30 protein-coding genes, 1 pseudogene and 1 riboswitch are annotated in these 24,589 nt (G+C 42.8%); of the genes and pseudogenes, 22 read left to right on the forward strand and 9 right to left on the reverse strand.

From position 1 onward, the window contains the following. Positions 1-84 precede the first annotated feature (84 nt). The 10 genes from ureA (at position 85) to R2B77_RS11885 (ending at position 8,633) form a co-directional block, all read left to right on the forward strand. Positions 85-387 carry an urease subunit gamma gene (gene ureA, locus R2B77_RS11840; protein WP_203248357.1) on the forward strand — a complete coding sequence of 101 codons (303 nt, stop codon included), beginning with the start codon at positions 85-87 and terminating at the stop codon, positions 385-387. Positions 388-402: 15 nt separating this feature from the next. Then, positions 403-771, forward strand: coding sequence for an urease subunit beta (locus tag R2B77_RS11845; protein WP_203248358.1), 369 nt, complete (start codon positions 403-405; stop codon positions 769-771). Further along, on the forward strand, positions 768-2,483 hold the full coding sequence (gene ureC, locus R2B77_RS11850; protein ID WP_203248359.1) for an urease subunit alpha: 1,716 nt from the start codon (positions 768-770) through the stop codon (positions 2,481-2,483). Before R2B77_RS11845 ends, ureC begins: the two co-directional genes overlap by 4 nt. An 18-nt stretch (positions 2,484-2,501) precedes the next feature. Beyond that, entirely contained in the window at positions 2,502-2,948 is a 447-nt protein-coding gene (locus tag R2B77_RS11855; protein WP_203248360.1) for an urease accessory protein UreE, read from the forward strand. Continuing rightward, a complete protein-coding gene (locus R2B77_RS11860; RefSeq protein ID WP_203248361.1) occupies positions 2,890-3,630 on the forward strand; it encodes an urease accessory protein UreF in 741 nt (246 codons plus the stop codon). Before R2B77_RS11855 ends, R2B77_RS11860 begins: the two co-directional genes overlap by 59 nt. 18 nt (positions 3,631-3,648) lie before the next feature. Further along, entirely contained in the window at positions 3,649-4,263 is a 615-nt protein-coding gene (ureG, locus tag R2B77_RS11865) for an urease accessory protein UreG (protein WP_203248362.1), read from the forward strand. Beyond that, the gene (locus tag R2B77_RS11870; protein ID WP_203248363.1) at positions 4,256-5,062 is read left to right on the forward strand and encodes an urease accessory protein UreD; all 807 of its coding nucleotides are present in this window, start codon (positions 4,256-4,258) and stop codon (positions 5,060-5,062) included. Before ureG ends, R2B77_RS11870 begins: the two co-directional genes overlap by 8 nt. A gap of 163 nt (positions 5,063-5,225) precedes the next feature. Then, positions 5,226-5,702, forward strand: coding sequence for an acyl-CoA thioesterase (locus tag R2B77_RS11875; protein WP_203248364.1), 477 nt, complete (start codon positions 5,226-5,228; stop codon positions 5,700-5,702). A 101-nt stretch (positions 5,703-5,803) separates the two neighbouring features. Next, positions 5,804-5,917: riboswitch (SAM riboswitch) on the forward strand. 232 nt (positions 5,918-6,149) lie between these two features. Next, positions 6,150-7,262 carry a 5-methyltetrahydropteroyltriglutamate--homocysteine S-methyltransferase gene (locus R2B77_RS11880; protein WP_203248365.1) on the forward strand — a complete coding sequence of 371 codons (1,113 nt, stop codon included), beginning with the start codon at positions 6,150-6,152 and terminating at the stop codon, positions 7,260-7,262. A 420-nt stretch (positions 7,263-7,682) separates the two neighbouring features. Then, positions 7,683-8,633, forward strand: coding sequence for a hypothetical protein (locus R2B77_RS11885; RefSeq protein WP_203248366.1), 951 nt, complete (start codon positions 7,683-7,685; stop codon positions 8,631-8,633). Between the two features lie 55 nt (positions 8,634-8,688). Here the strand turns inward: R2B77_RS11885 and R2B77_RS11890 are convergent, their stop codons facing one another. The 4 genes from R2B77_RS11890 to R2B77_RS11905 all read right to left on the reverse strand — a co-directional run bounded on the left by R2B77_RS11890 (position 8,689) and on the right by R2B77_RS11905 (position 11,231). After that, positions 8,689-10,152, reverse strand: a complete 1,464-nt coding sequence (locus tag R2B77_RS11890; protein ID WP_203248367.1) for an aminoacyl-histidine dipeptidase — start codon at positions 10,150-10,152, stop codon at positions 8,689-8,691. Between the two features lie 36 nt (positions 10,153-10,188). Beyond that, positions 10,189-10,566, reverse strand: coding sequence for a VOC family protein (locus tag R2B77_RS11895; protein WP_203248368.1), 378 nt, complete (start codon positions 10,564-10,566; stop codon positions 10,189-10,191). A gap of 94 nt (positions 10,567-10,660) precedes the next feature. Next, a complete protein-coding gene (locus tag R2B77_RS11900; protein ID WP_203248369.1) occupies positions 10,661-10,975 on the reverse strand; it encodes a type II toxin-antitoxin system RelE/ParE family toxin in 315 nt (104 codons plus the stop codon). Then, entirely contained in the window at positions 10,968-11,231 is a 264-nt protein-coding gene (locus tag R2B77_RS11905) for a type II toxin-antitoxin system Phd/YefM family antitoxin (protein WP_203248370.1), read from the reverse strand. Before R2B77_RS11905 ends, R2B77_RS11900 begins: the two co-directional genes overlap by 8 nt. A gap of 142 nt (positions 11,232-11,373) precedes the next feature. Here R2B77_RS11905 and R2B77_RS11910 point away from each other — a divergent pair, with 142 nt between their 5' ends. From R2B77_RS11910 to R2B77_RS11940, 7 genes are all read left to right on the forward strand, one after another. After that, the gene (locus tag R2B77_RS11910; RefSeq protein WP_203248371.1) at positions 11,374-12,156 is read left to right on the forward strand and encodes a hypothetical protein; all 783 of its coding nucleotides are present in this window, start codon (positions 11,374-11,376) and stop codon (positions 12,154-12,156) included. A 5-nt stretch (positions 12,157-12,161) separates the two neighbouring features. Beyond that, a complete protein-coding gene (locus tag R2B77_RS11915) occupies positions 12,162-12,959 on the forward strand; it encodes a hypothetical protein (protein WP_203248372.1) in 798 nt (265 codons plus the stop codon). 3 nt (positions 12,960-12,962) lie between these two features. Beyond that, a complete protein-coding gene (locus tag R2B77_RS11920) occupies positions 12,963-13,331 on the forward strand; it encodes a GntR family transcriptional regulator (protein ID WP_203248373.1) in 369 nt (122 codons plus the stop codon). Continuing rightward, positions 13,324-14,022 (forward strand): ABC transporter ATP-binding protein, encoded by a 699-nt coding sequence (locus R2B77_RS11925; RefSeq protein WP_203248374.1) that lies wholly within the window; start codon positions 13,324-13,326, stop codon positions 14,020-14,022. Before R2B77_RS11920 ends, R2B77_RS11925 begins: the two co-directional genes overlap by 8 nt. Positions 14,023-14,029: 7 nt before the next feature. Then, positions 14,030-14,947 carry an ABC transporter ATP-binding protein gene (locus R2B77_RS11930; protein ID WP_212391735.1) on the forward strand — a complete coding sequence of 306 codons (918 nt, stop codon included), beginning with the start codon at positions 14,030-14,032 and terminating at the stop codon, positions 14,945-14,947. Further along, positions 14,925-15,857, forward strand: coding sequence for an ABC transporter permease (locus R2B77_RS11935; RefSeq protein WP_203248376.1), 933 nt, complete (start codon positions 14,925-14,927; stop codon positions 15,855-15,857). Before R2B77_RS11930 ends, R2B77_RS11935 begins: the two co-directional genes overlap by 23 nt. 438 nt (positions 15,858-16,295) lie before the next feature. Next, positions 16,296-17,192: an Rpn family recombination-promoting nuclease/putative transposase gene (locus R2B77_RS11940; protein WP_203248377.1), complete on the forward strand. Its 897-nt coding sequence runs from the start codon at positions 16,296-16,298 to the stop codon at positions 17,190-17,192. Positions 17,193-17,243: 51 nt separating this feature from the next. On the opposite strand, the gene R2B77_RS11945 is transcribed toward R2B77_RS11940, so the two are convergent. From R2B77_RS11945 to R2B77_RS11960, 4 genes and pseudogenes are all read right to left on the reverse strand, one after another. Then, complete coding sequence (locus R2B77_RS11945; protein WP_203248378.1) at positions 17,244-18,287, reverse strand: DUF4179 domain-containing protein; 1,044 nt, start codon at positions 18,285-18,287, stop codon at positions 17,244-17,246. Between the two features lie 25 nt (positions 18,288-18,312). Beyond that, positions 18,313-18,798, reverse strand: a pseudogene (locus R2B77_RS11950) (sigma-70 family RNA polymerase sigma factor); the annotation flags it as partial. A 171-nt stretch (positions 18,799-18,969) separates the two neighbouring features. Continuing rightward, positions 18,970-19,359 (reverse strand): large conductance mechanosensitive channel protein MscL, encoded by a 390-nt coding sequence (gene mscL / locus R2B77_RS11955; protein ID WP_203248379.1) that lies wholly within the window; start codon positions 19,357-19,359, stop codon positions 18,970-18,972. Between the two features lie 106 nt (positions 19,360-19,465). Beyond that, positions 19,466-19,774 (reverse strand): MGMT family protein, encoded by a 309-nt coding sequence (locus tag R2B77_RS11960; RefSeq protein WP_203248380.1) that lies wholly within the window; start codon positions 19,772-19,774, stop codon positions 19,466-19,468. A gap of 110 nt (positions 19,775-19,884) precedes the next feature. On the opposite strand from R2B77_RS11960, the gene R2B77_RS11965 reads away from it, so the two are divergent. Then, on the forward strand, positions 19,885-20,412 hold the full coding sequence (locus tag R2B77_RS11965; protein ID WP_203248381.1) for a hypothetical protein: 528 nt from the start codon (positions 19,885-19,887) through the stop codon (positions 20,410-20,412). A 42-nt stretch (positions 20,413-20,454) separates the two neighbouring features. Here R2B77_RS11965 and R2B77_RS11970 read toward each other — a convergent pair whose 3' ends face one another. After that, positions 20,455-21,102, reverse strand: coding sequence for a phosphatase PAP2 family protein (locus R2B77_RS11970; protein ID WP_203248382.1), 648 nt, complete (start codon positions 21,100-21,102; stop codon positions 20,455-20,457). A 129-nt stretch (positions 21,103-21,231) separates the two neighbouring features. Between R2B77_RS11970 and R2B77_RS11975 the strand changes: the two genes are divergently transcribed. The 4 genes from R2B77_RS11975 to fabG are packed head-to-tail and all read left to right on the forward strand — an operon-like array spanning position 21,232 to position 24,499. Next, positions 21,232-21,804 carry a glycerol-3-phosphate acyltransferase gene (locus R2B77_RS11975; protein WP_203248383.1) on the forward strand — a complete coding sequence of 191 codons (573 nt, stop codon included), beginning with the start codon at positions 21,232-21,234 and terminating at the stop codon, positions 21,802-21,804. Positions 21,805-21,808: 4 nt separating this feature from the next. Then, complete coding sequence (locus tag R2B77_RS11980; protein ID WP_203248384.1) at positions 21,809-23,377, forward strand: aminotransferase class V-fold PLP-dependent enzyme; 1,569 nt, start codon at positions 21,809-21,811, stop codon at positions 23,375-23,377. Positions 23,378-23,395: 18 nt separating this feature from the next. Further along, positions 23,396-23,725 (forward strand): bacillithiol system redox-active protein YtxJ, encoded by a 330-nt coding sequence (ytxJ, locus tag R2B77_RS11985; protein ID WP_203248385.1) that lies wholly within the window; start codon positions 23,396-23,398, stop codon positions 23,723-23,725. Between the two features lie 33 nt (positions 23,726-23,758). Continuing rightward, the gene (fabG, locus tag R2B77_RS11990; protein WP_212391737.1) at positions 23,759-24,499 is read left to right on the forward strand and encodes a 3-oxoacyl-ACP reductase FabG; all 741 of its coding nucleotides are present in this window, start codon (positions 23,759-23,761) and stop codon (positions 24,497-24,499) included. Positions 24,500-24,589 lie beyond the last annotated feature (90 nt).

The raw sequence follows: 24,589 nt of genomic DNA on the forward strand, positions 1-24,589 counted from the left end.
GAGTTAGGAATACGCAATAAGGAAGCCTGTCTAATTTGAATTAGTTTGGTTTATTTATCACACAAAAAAATGAGGTGCTTTGAATTGAAACTATCACCAGTTGAACAGGAGAAATTGCTTCTTCACGTGGCGGGAGAACTCGCGCTTAAGCGGAAGGAACGAGGGGTTAAGTTAAATTACCCAGAATCGATGGCATTACTTAGCCATTTCATCATGGAAGGCGCGCGCGATGGTAAGACGGTTGCACAGCTGATGAGTGAAGGCAAACAGGTGTTGACGGTTGACGATGTTATGGAAGGCGTTGGCGATATGATTAGCGACGTGCAGATTGAGTGTACATTCCCAGATGGGACGAAGCTTGTGACGGTCCATCGCCCAATTCAATAAAAGGAGGATTCATCCATGATTCCAGGAGAAATTAGGCCAGCAGAAGGCGTGATTGAAATTAATGTTGGGCGTCCAGTAAAAACGGTTCGCGTCGCAAATACAGGCGATCGCCCAATTCAGGTGGGTTCCCACTTTCACTTTGTTGAGGTCAATAAATACCTGACGTTTGATCGTGAGGAATCGGTTGGGATGCACTTGAACATTCCGTCTGGTACAGCCGTGCGTTTTGAACCAGGTGAAGAGAAGGAAGTTGAGCTGACGGAGTTCGGCGGAAAACGCCATGTGTTTGGGTTGAATAAGTTGACGGAAGGCTCGACGCATAATAAGGATGAAATTTTGGACAAGGCAATAGAGGGCGGTTTTAAAGGAGCGGAGGACAAATGAAGGTTACACATGAGCAATATGCAAAAATGTTCGGTCCGACAGTCGGTGACAAAATCCGTCTTGCAGATACAGACTTGTGGATTGAAATTGAAAAAGATTATACGACTTACGGTGATGAAGGTGTTTTTGGCGGTGGAAAATCTCTGCGTGTATCGATGGGGCAGAATGGTAAAAACACACGTGATGAAGGTGTGCTAGACACGGTCATTACGAACGTCATGATTATTGATTACACAGGGATTGTCAAAGCAGATATTGGAATTAAAGATGGTCGTATCATTGGGGTCGGTAAGGCTGGTAATCCGAATTCGATGGATGGCGTTGATCAGGATATGATTATTGGCGTGGGAACGGAAGTGTATGCGGGTGAAGGCTTAATCGCGACAGCGGGTGCCATTGATACACATATTCACTTCATTAGTCCTCAACAGGTTGAAACAGCACTGAATGCTGGAACGACGACATTTATCGGTGGTGGGACGGGCCCGGCAGCGGGATCGAAGGCTACGAGTGTCACGCCGGGTGTATGGCATCTTCACCGGATGTTGCAAGCGGTTGAAGATTTACCAGTTAACGTCGGTCTTCTTGGTAAAGGAAGTGCATCTGTTCCTGAGCCGATTATTGAACAAATTCAGGCTGGTGCAATCGGCATGAAGATACATGAAGACTGGGGTGCGACTCCCGCTGCACTCGATCAGAGTCTAACGGTGGCGGATGAATATGATATTCAGGTCGCGCTTCACTCTGATACGCTCAACGAGGCAGGTTTTGTGGAAGATACGATTGCGGCGATTGACGGCCGTGTCATTCATATTTTCCATACAGAAGGAGCAGGGGGCGGACATGCACCGGATCAGCTGAAATTGGCGGGATATTCGAACATTTTACCCGCATCGACGAATCCAACAAAACCGTTTACGACAAATACGATAGACGAGCATTTAGACATGCTGATGGTCTGTCACCATTTGAAACACGATGTAACAGAAGATGTGGCATTTGCTGACTCGCGTATCCGTCCTGAAACAATTGCGGCGGAAGACATCATGCAGGATATGGGGATTCTCAGTATTATGTCCTCAGATTCACAAGCGATGGGCCGTGTCGGTGAAGTGACGATTCGTACGTTCCAAACGGCTGATAAAATGAAAAAACAGCGTGGTCCTCTTCCACAAGACGAAGGAAAAGATCATGATAATTATCGTGTGAAACGTTATATTGCAAAATTAAACATTAACCCAGCGATTGCTCACGGCATTAGTCATGAGGTTGGTTCTATTGAAGAAGGAAAACTTGCGGATATTATTTTATGGGATCCGGCATTCTTTGGCGTCAAAGCAGAAGTTGTGATTAAAGGCGGAATCGCAGTGTACGCTATGACAGGTGATCCGAATGCTTCAATTCCGACACCGCAACCGATGATGGGTCGTCGTATGTATGGTTTTCATGGTAAAGGGCCACAAAATGCAGCAATGACATTTTTACCGAAAATTGCAGTGGAAGAAGGTCTTCCAGAAAAACTCGGTTTACAGCGAATGATTGGTACGGTGAAAAACTGCCGTAACATAGGAAAAGCAGACATGAAGCATAATAGTGAAACACCTGAAATCGACGTCAATCCAGAGACATATGAAGTGAAAATTGACGGTGTCTTGGCGACTTGCGAACCGGTAAGTGTACTTCCGATGGCGCAGCGATACTTCTTATTTTAAGTAAAAGGAGATTAACAAATGCTTATTGAAAAAATAATTGGTAATGTGGGACATCACGAAGAAATTGAAGGAAAAAAGACGGAGTGGATTGAGCTTGACTGGGAGGAATTGAGCAAGCGCATTCTGCGTACTGAAACGGATCAAGGGACAGATATCGCACTGAGAATTGACCAGGAAGAGCCACTTCAATATGGTGATATCTTATTTGAAGACGACGACCGTCGTATCGCACTTCGCACAAAAATGGAGCCAGTCATCGTTATTAGCCCGAAAGATATGACGGAGATGGGGAAAACGGCTTTCGAACTTGGAAATCGCCATACTCCAGCATTAATTGAAGAAAACGAAGTCATTGTGCGGGCAGACCACACATTGAATAAATTGTTAGATGAAGTGGGTGTTGCATATGAAACAACGGAAAGACGCTTCAAACAACCATTCAAATATCGCGGACATTCCCACTGATCTTGCCCTTTTACGGTTAATGCAGATTCACGATTCTGCATTTCCAATTGGGTCTTTTACACAGACGTATGGAATGGAGACGTACATCCAAGAAGATATCATCCGAACAAAAGAGGATTTGATTGCTTATTGTACCTCGTTTCTCTTTCATAATTTGGTGCGTGGGGATGCGATTTTAATACAGGAAGCATATGCGGCAGCTCAGAAAAAAGATGTTGAGCAGCTTCTCTATTTGGAGCAATTATGCGGAGCCATGAAGCTGGCGAAGGAATCACGCGAAGCGAGTGTCAATCTTGGCAGACAGTTCATTAAAACTGTGTCTCCACTTGGCACGGATGTGTTTCTTGCTGAGTGGCAAGCTCGGATTGAAAGGAAAGAGATTAAAGGACATTACGCTATTCTCTATGGGATTTATAGCGCGACAACTGGCGTCAGTATGCATCAGGCAGTGATGATGTATTTGTTTGCCACACTTAATGGACTTGTTCAAAATGCAGTCCGCGCGGTGCCATTCGGGCAAACGACGGGCGTGGAAGTGACATATGCTTTGATTGAACAGGTGACGAAGGCGGCGGAATTAGTGTCAACGTTGAAGTTAGCCGATATTAGCAATAATGCACTTGGCATTGAGCTCGCTTCAATGCGGCATGAATATTTGTTTTCGAGGTTGTTTATTTCTTGATTTGGAAGGAGTTATTTTATGAAACCAGTACGTATTGGCATCGGTGGACCAGTTGGATCGGGCAAAACTTCGCTCGTCGACCAACTTACACGTGTGATGCATAAAGACTATAATGTGGCGGTCATTACGAATGATATTTACACACGTGAAGACGCTCAATTTTTAATAAATAGTGGTGTGTTGGAAGAGAACCGCATTTTAGGTGTTGAAACGGGAGGTTGCCCGCATACAGCCATTCGTGAAGATGCTTCGATGAACTTTGCAGCAATAGATGAACTGAAAAACCGTTTTGCCGACTTGGATATTATCTTTGTGGAAAGTGGCGGCGATAATTTGTCTGCGACGTTTAGCCCTGAGCTTGTTGACGGTTATATCTATGTCATTGATGTTGCAGAAGGTCAGGATATTCCGCGTAAAGGCGGTCCAGCATTAACGCGCTCAGATTTATTATTAATTAATAAAACTGATTTAGCTCCGTATGTTGGCGTGGATCTTGAATTGATGGATAGTGATGCAAAAAAAATGCGTAATGGTCGTCCATATATTTTCACGGATGTACGAACGCAGAAAAATGTTGATAAAGTAGTCGATTGGATCAAGCACAGTATGCTGTTGGAAGGTGCAGGTGCTTAAACCAACCCGCGCCATCCATCACGGGAAACTGGATATGGCATTCGAATTAAGGAGAGGCTTTACACGGATGCCGCATGTTTACCAACAGCCTCCGTTGAAGGCGAGTCGGGAATTGTACGAAGGACAAGATCCGACTGCGACCGTCTATATTATGGAGTCGTCTGGCGGGATGGTATCGGGGGATCGCAATGATATTACAGTGAAGCTTGGACCAGATAGTCGAGTACGGTTGACGCAGCAATCGGCGTTGAAAATCTATCCGTCGCATACGGGTGATATATGCCTGTTTACAATCGAGGTCGACCTTGCGGAACGTTCGCGTTTGGAGTGGATGCCTGAGGTGCTTATTCCATTTGTTGACGCGAAATTTCAAGTGGACACAACGCTACGAGTTGCGGATGATGCGACGATATTATGGGGCGAGATTGTCGCGCCTGGACGTGAAAAACGTGGTGAGGTATTTGATTATCAATCATTTCGGTCGAATTTTAAGATTTTCGTTGAGGATGAGTTGATCGCTTTTGACTCGCTACATTTTGCACCGCAGGATGTTGACCTTGGTAGCATAGGTGTCCTTGAGGGAGCGATGTATGTCGGTTCCATTTGGCTTGTTTCGCCGAATGCCAAGGATGTTGATGTGCGCGCATTGCAGGAAACGTTGCGGATTGAAGAGGGATTGAAGGCCGGTATAACGAGGCTTGAAGGCAATGCAATTCACTGCAGATGGCTGGCGGTCGACCAGTGGAAGATGCAAGAAGAAATGAAGCGCGTGTATGCGTTGCTGGCGGATATGGTTTAAAAGGACACCCTTGCGAAGGGTGTCCTTTTTGGCGGTGGAAGGCATGTTGATTTATCTTGACAGTTACTAAAAGCTCCCTAATCGATTTTCAGTTTTCAGTTCGTGGAAAATGCCTGATTAGGTGTATACTGTATTCAAGTAATGTTACTAGGGAGAGAATTCGATGATAGAAAATAGACCTATGGGCCAATCGCGCACAATCCAGACGAAACTAGTTTTACCGCCAGATACCAATCACCTTCAGACGATTTTTGGGGGACAGGTCCTCGCCTATATAGATGAAATTGCTGCAATTACGGCAATGAAACACTCAAATACGGCAGTTGTTACTGCCTCAATTGATTCAGTTGATTTCATGTCATCTGCACGTGTCGGTGATGTGCTAGAGCTTGAAGCAATTGTCACATCAACGGGAAGAACGTCGATGGAGGTTTTCGTATCTGTCCATTCAATGAATCTATTAACGGGTGTAACGAAATTGACAACAGAATCCTTTTTGACGATGGTTGCTATGGATGAAAACAATAAACCTACGCCAGTGCCGGGTATTTATCCGGAAACGGAAGTTGAAAAGAGCTTGTTCGACACGGCACCAGCACGTCGTGAACATCGGAAATTGCGGAGTGAGATGAAGCATTAATCTGAACGAATAGTATGTCAATTTAAAATAGTTTTCACTTTACCTGTTGACATTCTATTTAGGGGCATGTAAAGTATGAGCTACCAACTGAATACGTAACTTTCTTATCCAGAGAGGTGGAGGGACTGGCCCTTTGATACCTCAGCAACAGACTTTTTTAGTACTGTGCTAATTCCAGAAGCCGAAGCATTTTGCTTGTAGCTTGAAGATAAGAAGAGCAAAAAGCGAAATTGCCAAAACCTCTTCTTGAATTGTAGAAGAGGTTTTTTTGTTCTATCTGGAGACTGTTACCTTCAAGGAAATAGGGAGGGAATTTATGTCGAATGGATTAATCAAACAGTACGCTCATTCGCGATACTGCCCCAAGATAAGCAAGTAGCAGCACTCATTTGTGCTCTTACTATAAGATCATCATTTACTACTAAAAATAGAAAGAAGGAATTTACCATGACAAATACATCAACTACTGTAACGAAAGCGCCATTCAGAGCAGATCACGTAGGAAGTTTACTACGTCCAGATAATTTGCACCAAGCTCGAAAAGAATTCAAAGAAGGTACGCTTACAGCACAACAATTACGTGAAGTTGAAACGCAGGAAATTAAGCGTGTTGTCGATAAGCAAATTGAAGTCGGCTTGGAGCTTGTGACGGATGGTGAATTTAGACGTACATGGTGGCATTTGGACTTCTTGGAGCATCTAAATGGCATCGAAGGTTATGTGCCAGAAACGGGCTATGAGTTTGATGGTGTAGAAACTGAACGCTACAACATTCGTACAACGGGAAAAATCTCATTTAATTCAGATCATCCTTTCATTAAGGACTTTGTCGAATTCAATAAAATTGTCGATGGTCGTGCGGTTGCCAAACAAACGATTCCGAGCCCGAACCAATTATTCCATCCTGATATTTTCAACGCAGCGGTATATCCCGACTACGAAGCATATGCGGTGGATATCATCAAAGCTTATCAAGATGCGTTAAAAGCCTTTTACGATGCGGGCGTTCGTTATTTACAATTGGATGATGTTTACATTGCGGCACTTTCTTCGCCTGATCTTCAGTTCGGCGATCAAGGCTATACAAGAGAACAATTTATAGATCTAGCCTTACGTGTCATCAACGGTGTGTTGGAAGGAAAGCCGGAAGATTTAATCGTCACAACGCACTTATGCCGTGGAAATTACCAATCGACGTGGGCATTCCAAGGTAGCTATGGACTGATTGCACCAACATTATTCGCGAAGGAAAAAGTAGATGGCTTCTTCTTGGAATATGACGATGAGCGTTCAGGAGACTTTCAACCATTGGACCATATACCAAACGGAGGTGCAAATGTCGTCCTTGGTGTTGTCACATCGAAAGACGGTAAACTAGAAGACAAAGAAACGATTAAAGCGCGTATTCAGGAGGCGGCAAAGTATGTGCCACTTGAACAACTGTGCCTTAGCCCACAATGTGGCTTCGCTTCTACACATCATGGCAACAAGCTGACAGAAGATGAGCAATGGGAGAAATTAAAGTTTATCGTAGATGTTGCAAAGGAAGTTTGGAAGTAAAATAAATAATCCTGAACAAAGCCCATTCGCTTTGCTCAGGGTTATTTATTTTGCAATAAAAGGGACAGTGAAGATTGTTTGTGCATCGGTTTACCGATTGCGAGAGATGTTTTCATAAGGTGACAGTACCTCTACTATACACGCCTTTATGTGGATAAGCCTTGGAATGTACGAATAGAAATAGTTTTCGCCCACTGACTTACTAACAGATTCAGTCATATTTGCTAGTAATCAACATATGAATGTGGACAAGCTGTTGTTTAGTGAGAATTGGTTGATTATCCACATGTGGGTAACTAATTTACTTCGCTTTGGTTGTTTGAAGAGAAATTTGTCCACACATGTTCGACAAAGAATCTTTATGAATAGAGTGAAACTTCGTCCATTCATTTCCGTATATAGGTAAAAGGGGTGTGGGCGATGAGGCAGGATATACATGAACGGCAAATGGATCTAACGATGAGGCGGACTGCGTATAATCGTATTAAAAGGCGACTTGATGGGGCAGAGGTTCAGTTAAAGGAGGCCATTGTGCTACGTGATGAGCTTCATAGACAATTGACGAAAGAGCAACAAGATGTTGTGAAGCTTGGGAAATTTTCTTTTGCGAATAAAATCAAAGAGTGGACAGGTAAATGGGATGAACAGATGGAGAAGGAAATTGCTGAGGCGGCTGAAGCGGAATTGAAATTTAATGACGCGGAGAAAACGGTGACGGATATGGAGGCGGAAGCTTGGCGTCTGCATGAGGAGATGAAGAATCCAGATTTCGCATATATTGAGGAGGATTGGGCAGATTTTCTAAAGGAAAAGGAGGCATGGATTCGGCGGAATGATTCAGTTGCCAATGCAACATTACAAAAGATTGCGGATGACAGGGTCAGGCTCCATTCAATCATGCGTGAAATGAATGAAGCCAGCGATGCGGGAAATAAAGCAATTCGTGCACTTGATGCGGCACTCGATAGTCTTAGTTCAGCAGAAGGGTTATCGATGTGGGACACATTTTTAGGCGGGGGATTGATTGTATCAGCATTGAAGTATTCCGAAATCAATAGCTCGGATGACCATGTTCATCGTGCGCAACGGGCACTTCGTCATTTTGAAACAGAGCTGATGGATGTCCAAAACGTTGCAACCGAATCATTCATCGTCAATAACAATGATATTTTCACGTTCACAGATGTGTTTTTTGATAATATCTTTTCGGACTGGGCGGTTCATTCGCGGATTACGGACGCCAAAAGCAAGCTTCATGCAGTGCTTCAGGATGTCCGGCGGGTACAAGATCATCTTACTAGAAAACGTGCCGAACTGACGCATGAACTGGAACGACTTGATGTGCAGGAGAGGGAAATTATTGAGGCTTAAAATGAAAAAACGCCAAGTGCTTCTAAACTTGGCGTTTTTGAATGGGAGCTCCTGATTAATCTTTTTTCATTCTCTTCAACGTATAAATAAAATACTCCCAGTTATTAATGGTCGAAGGGATACTAACATGTTCGTCAGGCGTGTGTACATGAAACATATCGGGTCCAAGTGAAACGGCATCGAGTCCAGGAATCTTTTCGATAAAGACCCCACATTCAATACCGGCATGCACGGCAATCACCTCAATGTCTTTGCCATATTTTTCTCTATACGTCACTTCGAATAATTTCCTCACCTGTGAGTCAGGGTTGTAGGGCCACTCTGGATAATCCGCGTCAATTAAGACTTCGCAACCAAGCATGTCCGCTAGTGATGTGGCTTGCGCCACCATATGGGCTTTTGCGCTTTTGATAGAACTTCTAATTTCATTTTCAAATTGTATCGTTGTATCAGTTGTCGTAACGACGCCTAAATTTGTTGAGCTTTCAACGAGTCCTTCGATGCCCATGCTCATCGCTTGGACACCATGTGGAATGAGCAATAAAGCAGTAATTACTTTATGCTTTGTTTCTGCTGAAAAAACAGCGGTCGAGTGGCTATCACTTTGTTCAATGCTAATGGATACGTCAGGATCTGCTAGCTGAAGCTCATTTTTGAAAATTTGCTCCCACTGCACGATTTTTTCGTTAACCTTATTGATATCATTTGGTGAAATGAAAATAATGGCTTGTGCTTCACGAGGAATCGCATTTGATTGTAAGCCACCTGCAATTTGTTGAATGTCGAAAGGTACTTCATTAGCTAAATCATGTAATAATCTTCCTAATAATTTAGTAGAATTCCCTCTGCCTTTATCAATCAAGATACCAGAGTGACCGCCCTTTAACCCTTTGATTTGAAGGCGATAGGCAACCTGTTCCTGTGATGCGTTATCCCATTCAATCGGCAATACTTGCGTAACATGCACGCCTCCTGCACTACTAACGAGTAGCTTGCCATCTTCTTCAGAATCTAGATTGATGAAGATCTTTCCTGTGAAGTGACTAGCATCTACAGCAATCGCGCCGTTCATCGTCGTTTCCTCTTCCGTCGTAATGACGACTTCGAGAGCAGGGTGTGGAATATCGGTTGCGTCTAATAATGCTAATGCGTAAGCAACGGCAATGCCGTTATCTGCACCTAATGTTGTGTCTGTCGCGTATAGCATGTCCCCAATAATTCGTAGTTGGAGAGGGTCTTTGGTAAAGTCGTGGACCGTACTCTCATTTTTTTCACAAACCATATCCATATGCCCTTGAATAATAACCGTTGGGGCATTTTCATAGCCAGCTGTTGCCGCTTTTTTGATGATGACATTAAATGCCTCGTCTTGAATGACCTCTAAGTTACGTTCCTTTGCAAAGCGCACCAAATAATCACTAATCGCTTGCTCGTTGCCAGAACCCCTTGGAATAGCCGATATTTCTGCGAAGTAATGAAAGACGATATGTTGCGTTAGCTCTTGTAAGTTAGTGTACATAGGATACATCCTTTCATTTAATCAATTACGGGACCTTCATTGCTCCTTGTCAAACTCTAAAAATTCAACCTTGTTACCGAACGGATCATGCGTGAAGAAGCGAGATCGCCCAGCGATGGGGAGGTCGTCGTTCACTAAATAATCCGCCTGTTGCAAGCGTGATTTTAATTGTTCAAGTGCATTGACGGTAAATGCTGGATGTGCTTTTTTCGCTGGAATGAAGTCGTTTTGAATACCAATATGGACCTCTTGAGAGCCACAAATGAACCAACAGCCACCGAGTGCTTGCAAAATTTCAGGCTTCGGAATTTCTTCCATACCGAGCAACTCACCGTAAAACTGTCTTGCGGTCTCTTCGGAACCTGGGGGTGCTGCAATTTGGATGTGATCAATACCTGTCAGGAATTTGCTCATTGTCGATCTCTCCTTTGAACGTTGTATCTTTAGTATAGTCTTCCATGTATCGGAACACTATGACCGTTTTTGGATACTGAAGGATAAGATAGGCTTATTCGCTAGGTTTTAGAAGTTGGATGTAGTTTCGTGCACCATGCAAAATCCGATAGATGTAAACAGTTTCATCGACAACTTTGCAAAAAGCAATATAAGGTTCGATGACAATCATTCGGAAATGGTAATGGGCTAGTGAACGATGTGAAATTCTAACACCTGAATTAGGGAAGAATTCTAATCGTTCTAATGAGGAAATAATTGTATCTAACAGCCGTTCAGCTGCGGAGGGATTTTCTAACATAATATAATCGAAAATATTTTCAAGATCAGTCGTTGCAGCAGGTAAAAGTTCAATATGGTATTCAGCCATTGATTTTGCCTTTTAATCGCTTGTGAATGTCGTCAAGGGAAGTTGTTGCTTGACCGGATAATCTTTGTTCTTCTGCAAAAAGGAGTTTTTCTTTCAAATCAAGGATAGCTTCTCTCTTATGAAAAGCATCGATGCTCATCACAACTAAATCGCCCTCGCCATTTTTGGTAATGTAAACAGGTTCGCCCTTTTCATGAACCAATTGTGAAATTGAATTGTAGTCATTGCGTAATGTTGTAGAAGATTTGATAATCATCTTATACCCTCCAATCATCTTATAGTACCTTTATTATACACGAATTATGCTAGAAAGTTTCATCTCAACAAATCCCTTTACAATTTTTGTGTATATAGTGTACTATGTAACTAATACACCGATATGAACAGGAGGTATGCTTATGCAGCAGTTGAATGGCTTGTTGAGGAAAGAGTGGGTGGTGATGAAGAGACCGCTGATTGTGAGTGGGCTATTTGCAGTTGCTACGATGTTGTTTCTTCCAATACTTATAACTCGATTTTTGGGAACGGGAACGCAGGTTTTTGAGGTGGCATTGGTCATTTGTTTTTTGTGGGCGGTCGCAAGTGTAGCTTCGCCAGTTGTTAGTTTTTTTATTATGTTAGAAAGAGATATGAAGCGGCCGGATGTGTGGCTTCATTCGAATGCATCTATTGTCAAATTGATTGGATCCAAAGTGGTGTTTGCATTGTTGATAGGTGTTGGTGGCTTACTGATTGCTACGGTTGTTCTCGCGCTACATTATGCATTTTCAGCACAATCTATTCTAACGTTCAATGCCTTGTTGTTTTACGGAGTCATTTTTCTCATGGTATCCTTTATCGCTTCGATTTCACTCCTGTGCATAGGATTCTTTTTCTGGGTGCTGTATCGCCTGATGGAGCCATCCATTAAAGGGTTTTCAATTGTTGTTACGATTATTTTGTTTTTCATTTTATCGTGGGCAGTTGAACGAATAAGGAGTTCGGATTTATACGATAAGGTGGTTAAAGTTGGACCGATTGACTTATTAGGATTAAAAAATCCTAAACTAGATGTTGGAAACGGTTATTTTGAAGTAACCGGTACGGCTTTTTATACGGGGCAAATTGTATTTGATACATTCTTCATCTTCTTGGCATTCGTCGTTGCAATCGTCTTGTTTGACAAGAAAGTGAGGTTGTAAAGCGCATGAAAAGATGGGGAGGGTTAGTTCGCAAAGAGTGGTCGCTTGTGAAGTGGTTTGCGATTGCACTGATTATCGTCAATATAGGCATTGCGGTGATAGATAATAGTCATATTTTTGCAGGGGTAGCAGATGACGCAACTTCTTATGCCTTTATGACGAGTGGATTATGGTTTCAGCTTCATATGTATATGGGGATTGTTCTGGTTGCGGTAAGCTACAGTCGTGAAAAGCCAAGGGTAGATATTTGGCTACATTCGCCAGCGCCTTATGTACAACTGGTTGGAGCGAAAGTAGTGGTAGCGACTAGTGCTGTAGCCTGTTCGCTGTTGTTAACCGGAATTGTCATTGCAGTTTTTAATTATGTGGGTGGCTATTGGGATGGCTTATCGGTTTTGGGTGAACTGCTTTTGGTGCTGTCGATGATCATTACAGTCACATTAAATAGCTTGTTGTTTATCGTGATTACATTGTTTTTCATGCAAGTTTATCTAGTGTTGAAGTCATGGATAGGTAAAATATCTATCATTGTTACGGTTGCTTTGTTCCCGCTGAGTACTTTGATTTGGGCAGTGATTTGGAGTATGGATTGGCTTCAAGTGTTGAGAGAAACCGGGCCGATTTATGGTGTGCGGACAGCAGCAGGCACTGTCCCAAACCTGTATGAGCCCGACTTTGTTTTGGCTAGTCTAGTACCCGAGAGTGCTATTTTGACGGTGGGTAGTGTATTGCTTTATGGGGCTTTCACATCGATTTTCTTCTTCGGTGGGGCTGTTCTGTTCGAAAAGAAAGTGAGGTTGTAAGCGATGGGCATAGATTTTCTTCCAGACAAGCCAATATATCAGCAGCTCATCGACCGAATTACGGGCGATATTATTCGAGGAACGTTGAAGCCTGGTGAGAAGTTGCTGTCCGTTCGTGAGTATGCAATGGAAGCCGGTGTCAATGCCAATACGATGCAGCGCGTCTATAAGGAGCTGGAGCAGATGGAAATCACGGAAACGAAGAGGGGGCAGGGATCCTTTGTAACGGAGGATGAAGTGAAGATTGCCAGGCTCCGGGACGACATGAAAGAACAGCTGGTGACGTCTTTTATTCAAAGTGTGGAGGCGCTTGGTTTTACGACGTTTGAAATCGTGGAGCACTTACAGGAACGGGGTGGAAAAAATGATTGAGTTGAACAATGTTTATAAGAAGTATGGTGGGCGCAAGGCGCTTGAGAATATCACACTGGCAGTGCCGCAGGGAAAAATCATCGGTCTTGTCGGGGAGAATGGCAGTGGCAAGACGACGCTTTTGAAACTGATGGCGGGCTTGTTGACACCTAATTCGGGAACTGCGATGTTTAGCGGAAGTCGTATTACGCGTAAGGTGGCTACGAATATTGCATATATGCCGGATGCGGATTTGTTTTATCCGTATTTTACGGTGCAACAGCTATTTGCATTTTACGAGTCACAGTTTGCTGATTTTAATCCTACGAAGGCGAAGGAAATAGCGGCGTTTCTCAATCTATCCCTTGATTCGAAAATAAAAAATTTGTCGAAGGGGAACCGTGGTCGAGTGAAAATCGCGGTGACACTTGGACGGGAAGCGGATTATTATTTATTGGATGAACCGTTCTCTGGCCTCGATCCGATGGTACGAGATGACATCGCGAAAGGGCTGATTCGCTTTACAGACACAGAGCGGCAAACGGTCATTATGTCGACACATGAATTAAAAGAAGTGGAACCATTGCTCGATGAAATCGTAGTATTAAAGGGGAGTCGGAAGATCGCGCATGAGTCGGTGGATACGATCCGTGATACCTATGGGAAAGATGCCACCTCATGGATGGTGTCATTGTTTCGGGAGGGAAGTTGATGTGGAAATGAAACCAGTAGTAGAATTGAAGAATTTATCGAAAACGATTGGGAAGAAAAAGATTATTGATAACTTGAATTTGGCGTTATATCCAGGGCAAATTACAGGATTTCTCGGTCCGAATGGGGCGGGTAAAACGACGACGATTCGGATGATGGTTGGTTTGATGGAGCCGTCTGGTGGAGATGTTGTCATTGACGGGATTTCGCTCGCTGATGACTTTGAAGGAGGGCTTTCCAAAGTCGGGGTCATTGTTGAAAATCCGGAAATGTATAAGTTCATGTCTGGTTATAAAAATCTCGTGCACTTTGCGCGCATGCACAAGGATGTGACGAAAGCGCGGATTGATGAGGTTGTCAATCAAGTCGGTATGCAAAACCGAATTCATGAAAAAGTATCGACGTATTCACTTGGCATGCGACAGCGTCTTGGCCTTGCGCAGGCATTGTTGCATCGACCGAAGTTTTTGATTTTGGATGAACCGACGAACGGGCTAGATCCAGCGGGGATTCGTGAGTTCCGAACGTATCTGAAGAGCATAGCAGAAAAAGAGGATGTTTCTGTCTTTGTATCGAGCCATATGTTGTCGGAGATTGAACTGATGTGTGATCGGATTGCGGTTATTCAGAATGGGAAGTTGATTGACATCCGGGAAATGTCGGGGATGCAGGATTCTTTTTATTACATCGAAGCACAGCCGCGTGAGTCGACTGAGGCTCTGTTAAAAGAAGAAGGATTCTCCGTTGAATCACATGAAGATGGATTTATTATCAATGCAGAAAAAGAACAAATTCCTGCACTGATTCAGCAGTTTACGGTACAGAATCAGCAAGTTTTTGCGATTCAACCATACCGTAAAACGCTTGAGGATGAGTTTTTAGAAATGACGGGAGGTGGCCAGATTGCTGAAGCTCATACAAAATGAATGGATGAAGTTATGGAGTAAAAAAGCGACGTGGGTGATGGTTATACTCATCGCGGCAATGATTGTTGGACTGTCTGGGCTGTCGAAGTTATTGCACGGATTAAATGATTATTCGAGTTGGAATGAGTCGTTGCAGCAGGAACTTGTGCAGGTGGAGGAAGAACTTAAGGCATCTGATGTGACGGAAGAGAAAAAAGCGGAGTTACTTCAAAGGCAAGAAGAAATCGAATACAATATTGAATCTAATATTGAAATGAGTAAACCGAAAAGTAGTGAGGAAGTCATTTTAGAGACACCTGGTATGATGTCGCTCGTGATGCTGTTTATGATTATTGCTGCGGCAGGAATAGTAGCATCTGAATTTTCGCAAGGGACGATTAAGATGTTGCTGTCCCGTCCGGTAAAACGATGGAAAATCCTTACGTCTAAATATGTGACTGTATTGTTATTTGGTTTGACACTTACTGTTATTACATATGTAGCGAGTGTGGTGAGTGCGTATATTTTCTATTCACCCACAGAAGGAAATTCGGTTTTATTTTACGACTCGGAAATTGCGGCTACTGCTGTATTTGGAGAATCTATTTATTTAGTACTTCTCGCATTTGTTTTTGTTGCTGTTATGTCGACATTAGCCTTCATGATAGGCTCTGTGTTTCGGTCAACGGCACTGTCAATTGGTATATCCTTGTTCTTATATTTCACGGGTTCGATGATTGTGATGTTTCTTGAAAGATTTGAAATCGCGAAGTTTATTCTTTTCGCACATGATTTATCACAATACGAAACAGGCTACAAAATATTGGCAAGTAATACGATGCCGTTCTCGATTGCGGTGCTGTTCGCCTACGTAGTTGTATTCCTTGTCATTAGTTATACAACGTTTATGAAACGAGATATAACTGCGTAAGATGTGAAAAGCCCTCCGGCGTTGGAGGGCTTTTTGAATGAAATTATTTATTGTTGCTGTATGTCATAACGAGACCTGCAACGTTACCAATGATGACGAATGCGAATAGTGCGAACATGATAGATAGGAACCACATGAGACAATCACTCCTTTGATAGTAAATCCTGCTTCCATTATACCACCAGTCAGAGGGGCAAGCAATGGAGGCTGATTTGTATCTACAGTGGAGTTGAAAGTTTTGATTTGCTGATAAACTAGGTAAATTTGAATTATGAAAGGGCGAAGCGAGGAGCTAAATCTTGATGTGGTTAGATTTGTGGTTTATTAAAGAAAATAAAACAAGGATTTAGGTGCGAAAAAGGGCTCAAACTTCCATTTTGGCGATTTGACATAATTGTCTTGTAAATTCTAAGATGTAGCTAAATGGGAGGGATTCCAATGATTATTGTGAGGGAAGAACGGGAAAAGTATAGTGAAGACATGCTTGACCCGAGGAATGATTTTGTTTTCAAAATGTTGTTTGGACAAAAAAAGAATATGGATTTGTTGCTGATGTTTTTGAATGCGATATTGTTGGGAACAGTGGAAAAAGTACTTTTTGTCAATCCGAATCTTGAGAAGGAAAATGTGACTGATAAATCATCGGTGATGGATATCAGGGTTGAAACCATAACAGGTGAGCAGATAAATCTTGAAATACAGATGCAGTATCATAAAGCTTTTCCTGAACGCATGCTGATGTATTGGGCACGCATGCATGTGAGTCAAGATGAAACGAGGAAAAAGTTCATCAAACTGAAGAAATCCATTCAAATTGTTGTGACGAACTTCTCGTACTTGCCATCGGACGAATTTCATAGTACGTTTCATATAATAGAGAAAGATCAACTGTACATCTATACGGATCACTTGGAAATGCATGTATTAGAATTACCGAAAATGACGAAGCAAATGAACGAAGACCCAAGTCAGTTGGAAAAGTGGTTATTGTTTCTCAAGGGAAATAAAAAAACGAAGGAGGAGCTAGCGATGCAAGAATCGACGTTTCAAAAGGCTTATGATGAACTTGACCGAATTAGCCAGGATAAAGAAATGCGTGCCCGTGCGTTATCACGTGATATGTTTTTGCTAGATCAAGCAATGTATCGGCAGGATGCTAGGGAGGAAGGGTTGGCTGAAGGGAGAGAGGAAGGAAGAGAACAAGGAAAAAAAGAAGGGAAAATAGAATTCGTGAAAAAGTTATATGAGAAAGGTTCTTCACCTAGCGAAATTGCAACTCTTCTCGACCTTCCAGTTTTAACAATTGAACAGTATTTGTCCTCAGGGGAAAACTAGTACATGCATATTAAAAAGGGACTACCCGCATTCGCGGTAGTCCCGACTACTCTACTTCACCAATTCAATCACAATGTCATCCAAGACAAATTCAACTCGCTGGTTGCCCGAATTCGTTTCGTCATAAACACTTGCATGAGGAGTGATAATCAGTTTTGTTGCACTTGGGTCTAACTTTTTGAATGTGTTACCCCAGGTCATCGTATAATCAGGTCGACCATATCCGCCGTTGCTATCTCCGTAGTATTTGTTCCCCAGGTCATCTTTGATTTCCAACTCGATATGAGGTTGCTGCCATTTTTCCAATACTTGCTCACTTGCCCGTTGGGTGTAATGAACGACAAAGGACATCGGGATGAATGTTATTTTATCAATAGTGACGACGATCCCATGTTGGTCAACACTCCGATTTGTTAGTTGAATCTGACTATCTGTTGCAGGAAGTGAGAAGGCAAATTTCCAATTTCCTTTTATTATTAACTCATCCGTGTCCGGGAATAGGCTGGCTATATTCCACTTTACAGCAACGCGATCTGAATTAGCAACACCCCACTGGACATCAGAACTGTCCGAAGTTATACGTAAAGGAGTAATTCTGTCTAAGCCTACATAATGGTAATTATCTATTTTGGTAATGTGAGAGCTTCCTGTGTGTCCCGAAGAATCCTTAATCGTAGGCATGGGGAATTTAGTGAGGACTTCTCCCAAATCACGATCACTCACAATGGAGTAGGTAATAGCAACCGTTTCCCCATCGAAAATTGCATCATTAATCGTTATTTTAATACCGCCGCTTTCTTGTGTTAGGTTCATTTGGGTCGAATATTCCTTATAATTATCGTACAGTCCTGTTTCCCTGAAATCGAAGAATCTGAAGATATCACCGATGATTGGAATGTTGCTCGCATAAGCAGGGAACGCTAATCCTACCGTTGTAGTAGATAAGCCCACAATTACGGCTGCTGCCGCCACATTCATTTTCCATCCCCTTTTCCTTTTCTTCTTGACAATAGAATTTTTGAGCGTGCTTTTCACTTTAGCTTTGTCAAATTCAGTGACTGCCATTTCCTCAAATTCGTTGTCATCCACGTTCACGGCATTTACAACTCATATATGTCTTTCATATCCTACTCTCTCCTAACTCCAAAGTAGTTACCTTTTGATAGAGCTTCTTTTTCCCACGGTATACGCGATTATCGACTGAAGTGTTGGTCAGACCGAGCTTTTGAGCAATTTCTACTGTTTTATAACCGAGAAAGTATTTCATGATAAAAATTTCCCGTTCCACAGGCTCCAGTTGGTTGATGAGCTTGATCAATTCAGTACGGTCTTCCGATAAAATCAGTTCGTCCTCTGCCGACAGATCTGCATTTATATCCATATGCTCTGACGAAAATTCCACTTCTTTACTCGCTTTTCTGTAGTAATCAATTGCTTTAAACTTGGCAATGGTACAAATCCACTTTCTGAAATCAGTTGTGTCGCCCTTGAACTTTTTCGAGTTATTCCAGATGGATAGAAAAATATCATTGATGCATTCGTCGATAACTCCTTGGTCTTTAAGAGGGATGAGAACCTTATATGTGATCCCCTTAAATTGTTGTAAAAGCTTTTACACCCTATACAACGTACTAGAAAATATTATCTCTCATATTGATAGGGAAATGTTCCCGTTGTGACATCCTTTTTTATGGGTTCTTCGCTTTGTTTCATTATTTTGCATTAAAAAAAGAACTATAAACCATGATGGTTTATAGCTCTCTTAGGGGTTGTCCTATTATTTCGCTTGCTCATTTTTCAGCAAGTCACGAATTTCTTTCAACAGTTCTTCTTTCGAATCAACTTCAGGTACTGCTGCTACTTCCTCGACAATCTCTTCTTTCCGTTTAAGCTTCATCAATAAACGAAGGGCCATGAAGATGGCAAAGGCAATGATGATGAAATCGAAAATATTTTGAATGAATATACCATACTTGATTTCTGCATCAAGAAATTTATAGCTAAGCCCGGAAAAATCAATGCCTCCTGAAAGAAGTCCGATAAGCGGTGCAATAATATTTTCAACAAGTGATGATACAATTTTCCCGAATGCGGCACCGATAACAACCGCAACTGCAAGGTCAATCACGTTACCTTTTAACGCAAACTCTTTAAAATCCTTTAACATATGCCTCACTCCCAATCTATGTGTCTTGTTATTGTACCGCTTTCACGCATGAATACAATACCCTGGGTAATCAATTAGTAAACATAATGAGGGTTTTATGGATAGATTATTCCTCTTCCGTGTCCGGCGGAAACCAGCGATAAATGGTCAAATCGACTTTGCCATTATTCAAACGAACTCCTTCCATTTCAAGCAGCTCCTGTTGGTCGCCACCCGTGAGTGAAATTTCCCCTTTGATATTAATAATGCGATGCCATGGCAAGTGGTATTTTTCGCTCATGGAATGGAGGATTCGTACAACTTGCCGCGCCCCGCGTGGACTACCTGCAGCGGCGGCGACTTGGCCGTATGTCATGACATGTCCAGTGGGAATGCCTTGGATAATGCGTATGACGCGCTCTGTGAATAAATTCAAAATCGTAACCTCCCTTACAGTGACTTTATTGTACCAAAATTTCAAACGAAACTATTTCCAGGATTCTTTCGTATAGTAGTTAGAATAGTACGAAAGTGGAGGTGTGGAATTTGAAAGAGGTATTCGTAAGACGTAATTTGGTCGGATTCGTCATAAAAGTCATAGGATTGATTATGATCGGTTGGGGATTCATTCAAGGTTTGATTGTCTCTGTGCAGGTTTCACAGCATAACATGGTTGGTATGGATGAATGGGGTATGGCGAATCAATTCGATGGATCTGGTCTTTGGAGTTTTCTGTCTGTTGTTTTTTCAACCACTATTTACGGTATTTTAGTCATTGGATTCGGTGAAGTTATTGATTTACTGCAAAAAATCAATGATCAAAATGAACCTAGAGCAGTAACAAGTGTCATGCCCGAGCTTAAACCCGTACCTGTAAACTCAATTCCTTTAAGCGCTGAGCAACAATTAAAGGAATTTTATTCAAAGATGAATGTAAAGATCGAATCGATTGCCCCCACAAAACATCGTGATGTGTTCGTCGTGACGCTGGATGACCGTGAAGAATATATCGAACTCAGAGGACATTCGACGCAGCTTCTATCAGAGGAAGAAGCAGGGAAATATTTGCGATGAACAAAAAGGTCGCTTCACGTCATTGATGGACGTGAAGCGACCTTATTTTTTCTCACTTTTGTGTTGGAAATATGCATAAACCGTAATTGCAATGGTTACCCATAGTGCACTTACTGCGAATCCCCCGACAATATCGCTTGGGTAATGGACGCCTAGGTAGATGCGGCTTGCGCCAATGATGATGATCATAAAGGCTGTGAACAGCAAAAGAACAACACGGCTTATCGCTGTTCTCACATTGCGCCAGGCAATGTATGCAATGATGGCATAAAGAGCGAATGCCATCATGGAATGTCCACTGGGGAAGCTGAAGCCGTTTGCATCCAGAATTCGGTGAATTTCCGGTCGCTCCCGTTTGAAATAGTGTTTTAGGATGGTATTAAAAATAACAGATCCAGCAATTACTGCAATTAATAGAAATGCCTGCTGACGGTAACGAAGTGCAAAATATAAGACGGAAAATCCGATTAAAGCAATCGGTACAACGACATAACCAGAGCCAATCCACGTAAAAACTTTCATAACAGTCGTTAACCATGGTGCCTCCAGTCCTTGAACAAAGCCGATAATCGCTGTGTCGAAGGATGCAATCGATTCATTGCCAACTGCGCTAGCGATGTAGCCAAATGCAATGCCGAAGCCGATGCAAAGAATAAACGCGATGAGCAGGCGGAGCGAGAGTTCACGCATAAGAACCTCTCCTTTCAGGTGTGAATTATTGTATCCCATTTCACACAATAAGCATAGCTACACCATGCTATATATGATGGAAAAGTGCTACACTAGAAAAAAACAATTACTTATTGTAAAGGACCGATTATGACACTATTTCTACTATTAATAGGCTCGTATATGCTTGGCAATATATTGACGGCCTCTATCATTAGCAAGTTCCTTTATAAGAAAAATATTCAGGCAGAAGGCAGTGGAAATCCCGGCGCGCGAAATGCAGGTCGGGTATTGGGAAAAAAGGCGTTCGTGGCAACATTTATAGGAGATGCGTCGAAAGGTGCGGTTGCAGTGCTCGCCACAAGGTGGCTCGGGTTCGAAGCGCCTGTAGAACTTCTAGCCCTTTTTGTCGTCATGTTAGGACATAATTATCCTATATGGGCAAGATTTCGTGGAGGAATGGGTGTTTCGACTTTTATCGGGGGCATGCTGGCCTTCAATCCAATCTTGTTTGCTGTGTTTGTCGGACTGTTCCTTGTGTTTTATCCGTTTTTTAAAAGCTTCACGGTCGCAGGACTTAGCGCAGTTGTGTGGCTGCCGGTTTTAGTGCTTCTATTTTCATATGACATTCCCACATTCGTTATCGCCTGCCTGTTGGCGACCCTACTTTTATTCGCCCATCGTGAGGACTTGAAAGGAAAAATACTGTTGAAAAGGGGGTAAGCGTATGGGGTTGATCTATAAAATTGCAGAAACATCTTCAGAATTTGAACAGATTCATGCACTGAATTACCGTACTTTTACTGAAGAAATTCCACAACACGAACCTAACGAATCGCATAAACTCGTTGATAAATTTCACGATGAAAATACATATATAATCGCTGTCAAAGATGGTCGGGTTATTGGGATGATTGCCGTTAGAAGCAAGCGACCATTTTCACTGGATGGGAAAATTGGTCCCGTGGAACAGCAACTCCCTTTTCAGGCTGAAAACCTAGTGGAAATTAGGCTTCTGGCGATTGAGCGGGTATATCGTAATGGGCGTGCTTTTCTGGGTCTTGCGCAGGCATTAGTTCGCTATTGTTTGAAAGCCGGCTATGACGCGGCACTTATATCTGGAACGGTACGGGAACAGAAACTATATGGACAGCTTGGATTTTTACCGTTTGCTCAATTAACAGGTACGGAAGAGGCTGCGTTCCAACCGATGTATTTGACGAAAGAGACGTTTGAAGCAGGAGTAGCGGGAAGAATTTCAAAGCCGTCTGTCAATTTTCTGCCAGGTCCTGCAACGATTTCAGAAGAAGTGAAGAAGCCGATGATGGCAGAGCCATTCTCACATCGTTCCCCCGAATTCGAAGGTGTGTTAAAACGTGTGAAAAGCAGCTTGCTGTCGTTGACGGGCGCAAAATACGTTCAACTCTTGCAGGGGACAGGCACGCTGGCAAACGATGTCATTGCGGCGCAATTAAGTATCCGCAGGGGCAAAGGACTTATTCTTGTCAACGGGGAATTTGGTTTGCGGCTTACGGATCATGCACAGCGTTTTCGTTTGGACTACGACACAATCGAAATGGAATGGGGAGAACCCTTTCAAGAAGAGGACATTAGAGATGCAGTAAGGACGGGTCGCTACAGTTGGTTATGGGCAGTTCATTGTGAAACGTCGACAGGTGTCTTAAATGATTTGGCTCTATTACAAGAGCTTTGTGTACAACAGGGCGTTGCACTTGCCGTCGATTGTGTCAGTTCAATCGGGACAACGCCAATCGATCTCTCTGCTGTTACATTTGTGTCTGGGGTGAGTGGGAAAGGGCTGCTCAGTTATACAGGTTTGTCTTTTGTTTTTCATAATGAAAACATCACCGCATGTCACGAATTACCACGTTATCTCGACTTGGGTACGTATGCAGAGGCAGGGGGCATTCCTTATACGCAATCGTCCAACTTGCTGTCCGCGCTTGACGCGGCCTTACAAAAGTTTGAGCAGTCAGAAGAAGTGTTTGCGACGATTGTTAAACGTGCATATAAGGTGAGGGAAGGTGCAGAACGGGCGGGACTTACAGTTTTGGCTGAGCAAAAGCATGCATCTCCTGCAATCATAACGATTGTGCTGCCAGCAGGTCTTTCTGCTGGGCAACTGGGGGATAACTTATTTTTGAATGGTTTCAATGTCCATTATGAAAGCGGTTATTTACGCGCTAGGAATTGGCTCCAAATCTCATGTATGAATGATGTGAAGGAAAAAGAACTAGATGTTATGCTAAGTATGTTGGCTTCACTAACACATTGAAATGGAGATGAATAATGTATGAAAGAATTAGAGACCATTCAAGATTGGCAAGCCGTATTAGAACAGTCACAGGAACAACAATTATTCCTGTTGAAACATAGCACAACTTGTCCGGTCAGTGCAGCTGCTTTGCGTGAGTTTGATGAATTGGTAACGGATATTCCCAAGTATTTTTTAAAGATTCAACACCATCGTCCGGTTTCTGCTGAAATTGAAAGCAATTTAGGCAGGCGCCATGAGTCACCACAACTGTTTTTATTGAAAGACGGAAAAGCACTGTGGGAGGCTACGCACCGTGCCATTACAAAATCAAAGATTAACAAAGCTTTAGAAGAGTTAGAGGGATGAGAAATAAATAGAATGTGAGTGGGGGAGCTTATGTTGCGTTTACAAAATAAAACCGCGGTTATTACAGGTGGAGCGAATGGAATTGGTGCTGTTGCCGCCACGCTTTTTGGGCAACAGGGGGCACAAGTAGCGATTCTTGATTTTGATGAACAAGCAGGGGAAGCGAAGGCGCAGGAATTGCGAGATACAGGGGTAGATACCGCTTTTTTCAAAGTAGATGTTTCAGACAACGATCATGTTAAAGAGGTAGCGGGTCAGGTCGTTGACAAGTTTGGCAAAGTGGATATCCTCATTAACAATGCGGGCATTACAAAAGATGCGATGCTGTTAAAATTGGATGCTGCGGATTTCAAACAAGTCATTGATGTCAATTTGACGGGTGTATTCAATTGTACACAAGCATTCTTGCCGGCAATGCTTGCTCAGGGGAAGGGCAAAATTATTAATACATCATCTATCGCTGGAACAGGTGGTAATGTGGGGCAAACGAATTATGCGGCGTCGAAAGCGGGCGTTATTGGCATGACGAAAACATGGGCCAAGGAATTTGGACGGAAGGGGATCAATGTCAATGCGGTCGCACCGGGTTTCATTGAAACAGATATGATTGGCACGATACCCGAGAAAGTGATGGAGCAGATTAAATTACTGACACCTTATACACGAATGGGTACGCCGAAGGATATCGCAAATGCTTATTTGTTTTTAGCTTCTGATGAATCGGACTTTATTAACGGAACGGTGTTGGAAGTGGATGGCGGTATGTTGAAGTGAATGTCTCGGTAGACAACTTATGTTGTTAGAAGATATTCACATGTGGAGAAGGGCTATTCCTTAAAAAGGAGGCCACTGAAAAACCTACGG

This window comes from Sporosarcina beigongshangi (assembly GCF_033485195.1).
Lineage (GTDB): Bacteria > Bacillota > Bacilli > Bacillales_A > Planococcaceae > Sporosarcina > Sporosarcina beigongshangi.